This is a genomic window from Nonomuraea longispora, assembly GCF_004348345.1.
In the GTDB taxonomy this organism is placed as follows: Bacteria; Actinomycetota; Actinomycetes; order Streptosporangiales; family Streptosporangiaceae; genus Nonomuraea; species Nonomuraea longispora.
Genome location: NZ_SMJZ01000338.1, coordinates 1 through 5,129 on the forward strand (window position 1 = coordinate 1; position 5,129 = coordinate 5,129).

Below are 5,129 nucleotides of genomic sequence, written 5' to 3' on the forward strand. Positions count from 1 at the left end.
CCGCTGCTGCGGATCCATCGACAACGCCTCACGCGGCGAAATCCCGAAGAACCCCGGATCGAACTCCGCCGCGTCATACAGGAACCCGCCCTGACGCGTGTACGAGGTGCCCTGGCTTCCGGGGTCGGGGTCGTAGAGCTTGTCCAGGTCCCAGCCACGGTCGGCAGGGAAGTCGCCCACCCCGTCACGAGCCTGCGCCACCAGCTCCCACAGGTCCTCAGGAGACAGCACCCCACCCGGGTACCGGCACGCCATGCCCACGATCGCGATCGGCTCGTCGACCGTCTTCGCGGCGGTCACGGCGGACTGGGCGGCCTGGCCGCCGGCCATCTGGCTGGCCAGGTGGTCCGCGATGGCCTCGGCGGTCGGGTAGTCGAAGATGAGCGTGGCCGGAAGCGGCACGCCGATGGCGGCGGTGAGCTGGTTGCGGAACTCGACGGCCGTCAGGGAGTCGAAGCCGAGCTCCTGGAAGGCCCGGTCGGGCTGCACCGCGTCCGCCGAGGCGTGACCCAGCACCTTGGCCGCTTCCTTGCGGACGAGTTCCAGCAGCAACATCCTGCCGCGTTCGGCGCCCTCCAGCCCGGCGAGTCGGCGGGCCAGCTTGGACCCGGTCGAGCGGGTCACCTGCCGTACGGACCCGCGTACGAGTCCGCGCAGCAGCGCGGGAAGGCGGGAGCCCCGGTCGGCCAGCGCGCTCGTGTCGATGCGCAGCGGCACCAGCACCGCCGTGTCCGAGCCGGACCCGGCGTCGAACAGCGCCAGCGCCTCGTCCACGGTCAACGCCGGCAGGCCCTGACGCCGCATGCGCTCGAAGTCCGCCTCGCCCAGCGAGCCGCTCATGCCGGCGTCGGTCTCCCACAGCCCGTATGCCAGCGACGTGGCGACCAGGCCCGACGACCGCCGGTGCACGGCCAGGGCGTCGAGGAACACGTTCGCGGCGGCGTAGTTGGCCTGGCCCGCCGCGAGGACGGAGCCGCCGGCGGACGAGAACAGCACGAACGCCGACAGGTCGAGGTCGCGGGTCAGCTCGTGCAGGTGCCAGGCGGCGTCGGCCTTCGGTCCCAGCACGCGGTGCAGCCGTTCCGGCGACAACGACGCGACCAGCCCGTTGTCGCTCACGCCCGCGGCGTGCACCACGCCGCGCAGGGGGCGCTGGCCGGGGACGGACGCGATCAGTGCGGCGAGGGCGTCGCGGTCGGCCACGTCGCAGGCCGCCACGTCCACCTCGGCGCCCAGCTCCGACAGCTCCGCCACCAGGTCGGCCGCGCCCGGAGCGTCGAGCCCGCGCCGGCTCACCAGCAGCAGGTTCCGAACCTCGTGCTCGGTGACCAGGTGACGCGCCACCAGCGCGCCGAGCCCACCGGTGCCGCCGGTGACCAGGACGGTCCCGTCGGGCCCGAACACCGGCTCACCCGCCGAGGTCGCGGCTCGCACCAGGCGCGGAGCCCGGATCTGACCACCGCGGACGGCCGCCTCAGGCTCTCCCGATGCCGCCACCCCTGCCAGCGCTGCCCGCGATTCGGCGCTGTCATCCACGTCCACCAGCACGAACCGGCCCGGGTTCTCCGCCTCGGCCGCCCGTACCAGACCCCACACCGGGGCCACCGACACGTCCACGCGATCACCGTCGTCCACGGCCACCGCACCCCGCGTCACCACCACCAGCCGCGACGACGCGAACCGCTCGTCGGCCAGCCATCCCTGCACCGCGCTCAGAACGCCGGCGGTGGTCTCGCGCACGGCGTCGAGGACGTCCGCCTCCTGCGGGGTCACGACGTAGGTGACCGCACCGGGCACGGCGGCGTCCTGGGTGACCGAGGCCAGCTCGGGCAGCTCGGCGGCGTCGGCGGCGGAGACGGGGGTCCACTCCACCCGGAACAACGACTCGGCGTGGTCGTTGCCCGCGGCGGTCAGCTGGTCCGCCGTGACCGGGCGGACGGCGAGTGAGTCGACCGACAACACCGGCGCGCCGCCGGCGTCGGCGATGGTCAGCGCGATGGAGGTCTCGCGCAGGCGGGTGATCCGCACCCGTACGCTGCTCGCACCCGCCGCGTGCAGCCGCGCCCCGGCCCAGGAGAACGGCAGCACCGTCTGCCCGTCACCGGCGATCAGCTGGGCGTGCATCGCGGCGTCGAGGAGGGCGGGGTGCAGCCCGGACCTGGCCGCGTCCGCGTGCGCCTGCTCGGGCAGCTCGACCTCGGCGAACACGTCCTGGTCCCGCCGCCACGCGGCCTGGAGACCCTGGAAGACGGGCCCGTACTCGTACCCCATGTCCAGCAGCAGGTCGTAGGCGCCGGAGACGTCGACCGCCTCGGCTCCGGCCGGCGGCCACTGCTCCAGCCCGTCCGCGGACGCGGGCGCGTCGGCGGACAGCGCGCCTTCGGCGTGCCGGGTCCACGTGCCGGCGGTGGCGCCGTCGGCGCGGGAGTGGATGGCGATCGGCCGCGCGCCGGAGGCGTCGGCGGCGCTGACGACCACCTGCACCTGGCGCGCGCCGCCGGCGGGCAGCAGCAGCGGCGCCTGCAGGGTGAGTTCCTTGACGAGGGGGCTGCCCACCTCGTTGCCCGCCTGCAGCGCCAGTTCCAGGAACGCCGTCCCGGGGAGCAGGATCGTGCCGTTGACGGCGTGGTCGGCCAGCCACGGCTGGGCGGCCACGGACAGGCGGCCGCTGAGCACGACGGACTCGCCGCCGGCCACCTCGGTCACCGCGCTCAGCAGGGGGTGGTCGTACGCCGCCAGCCCCGCTCCCGCCATGTCGCCGGCCCCGGAGCGGGCGGAGATCCAGTACCGCTGGTGCTGGAAGGCGTAGGTGGGCAGGTCCACGGGCGAGGGGTGAGCGGGGGCGAGAAACGCCTCCCAGTCGACGGTCATGCCGCGCACGTGCAGGTGGCCCAGGGCCTGCACGAAGGCGAGGGGCTCTGCACGGTCCTTGCGGGTGCTGGGGACGAAGACGCCGTCCCCGGCGCTCTGCTGGGCCAGCGCGGTGAGGGTGGCGTCGGGGCCGACCTCGATCCAGATCCTGGCGCCGGTCGCTCCGGCTGCGGCGACGCCGTCGGCGAACCGCACGGCTCCGCGTACGTGCTCGACCCAGTAGGCGGGGTCGGTCAGCTGGCCCGGCTCGGCCAGGCGGCCCGTCACGTTCGACACCACCGGGATCGTGGGCTCGTGGAAAGTAAGACCGCCGATCGCCTCGGCGAACTCCACCAACATCGGCTCCATCAACGGCGAATGAAACGCATGCGACACCCGCAACCGCCGAGTACGCACCTGAGCCAGGCCCTCGATCTCCGCAACCGCCCCCTCATCACCTGACACCACCACCGCAGCAGGACCATTCACCGCCGCGATCCCCACCCGATCCTCACGACCCGCCAAAAGCGGCAGAACATCCACCTCAGACGCAGCCACCGCCAGCATCGCCCCACCAGAAGGAAGCGCCTGCATCAACCGCGCACGAGCCGCCACCAGCGTGCACGCATCCCCCAGCGACAACACCCCGGCCACATGCGCAGCCGCGATCTCACCAACCGAATGCCCCACCAACACATCCGCCCGCACACCCAACGACTCCAACAACCGATGAAGCGCCACCTCAAAAGCGAACAACGCAGGCTGCGTCATCCCGGTCTCGTCCAGCACCCCCTCGGGATCGGCGAACATCACCTCACGCAACGAATGCGGCAACAACGGATCGAACACCCGACAGATCTCGTCCAGCTCGGCACCGAACACGGGGAACGCCTCGGCGAGCTCCTTGCCCATGCCGACCCGCTGGCTGCCCTGTCCGGAGAACAGCAGCGCCACCTTCCCGCCGGAGCCGCTGCCCGAGATCGCACCCGAGGGGTCCTCGGTCAGTGCCTCAAGCCCGGCCAGCAGTTCGGTGCGGTCGGCGCCCACGACGACCGCGCGGTGCTCCAGCACGCTGCGGCCGCCGGCCAGCGTCCAGGCGACCCCGGCCGGGTCGGCGTCCGGGTGCCGCTCCGCCCACGAGGCGAGCCGCCGTGCCTGCGCGGCTAGCGCCTCGGGGCTCTTGGCCGAGATCATCCAGGGCAGCACCGGCAGGGCCGCGTCGTCGCCCGTGGGGGCCTCGTTCTCGTCGCCCTGCTCGATGATGACGTGGGCGTTGGTGCCGCTCACCCCGAACGAGGAGACGGCGGCGCGGCGGGGGCGGTCGAGCTCGTCCCACGAACGAGCCTCCGTCAGCAGCTCCACCGCACCCGCCGACCAGTCCACATGCGGCGACGGCTCATCCACGTGCAACGTCTTCGGCAACATCCCGTGCCGCAACGCCATCACCATCTTGATCACACCGCCGACGCCCGCAGCCGCCTGCGCATGACCGATGTTCGACTTCAACGACCCCAGCCACAACGGCCGATCCCGATCCTGACCGTAGGTCGCGATCAGCGCCTGCGCCTCGATCGGGTCACCCAGCGACGTCCCCGTCCCATGAGCCTCCACCGCGTCCACCTCGGCCGCCGGCAGACCGGCGTTCGCCAGCGCCTGCCGGATCACCCGCTGCTGCGACGGACCGTTCGGCGCCGTCAACCCGTTACTCGCACCGTCCTGATTGATCGCCGAACCACGCACCACCGCCAGCACCCGATGACCATGCCGGCGCGCATCCGACAACCGCTCCACCAGCAACATGCCGACACCCTCGGCCCACCCCGTGCCATCGGCACCGGCCGCGAACGCCTTGCACCGCCCGTCCGGCGACAACCCCCGCTGACGCGAGAACTCCACGAACGTCCCGGGCGTCGCCATGACCGTCACGCCCCCGGCCAGCGCCAGGTCGCACTCGCCCGACCGCAGTGCCTGCACCGCCAGGTGCAGCGAGACCAGCGACGACGAGCACGCGGTGTCCACCGTCACCGCCGGGCCCTCGAACCCGAACGTGTACGACACCCGCCCGGACGCGATGCTGCCCGAGTTTCCGGTGCCGACCAGGCCCTCCAGCTCCTGGGGCACGGAGGCGGGTGCGTAGTCGTGGTACATCACCCCGGCGAACACGCCGGTACGGCTGCCCCGCAGCCCGGCCGGGTCGATCCCGGCCCGCTCCATCGCCTCCCACGACGTCTCCAGCAACAACCGCTGCTGCGGATCCATCGCCAGCGCCTCACGCGGCG

Annotated in this window: 1 protein-coding gene; it reads right to left on the bottom strand. The window is 72.8% G+C overall.

The genetic code is table 11. The features are described 5' to 3' along the window. The coding region (locus E1267_RS42435; protein ID WP_132341784.1) for a type I polyketide synthase at positions 1 to 5,129 on the bottom strand (5,129 nt) is incomplete at both ends.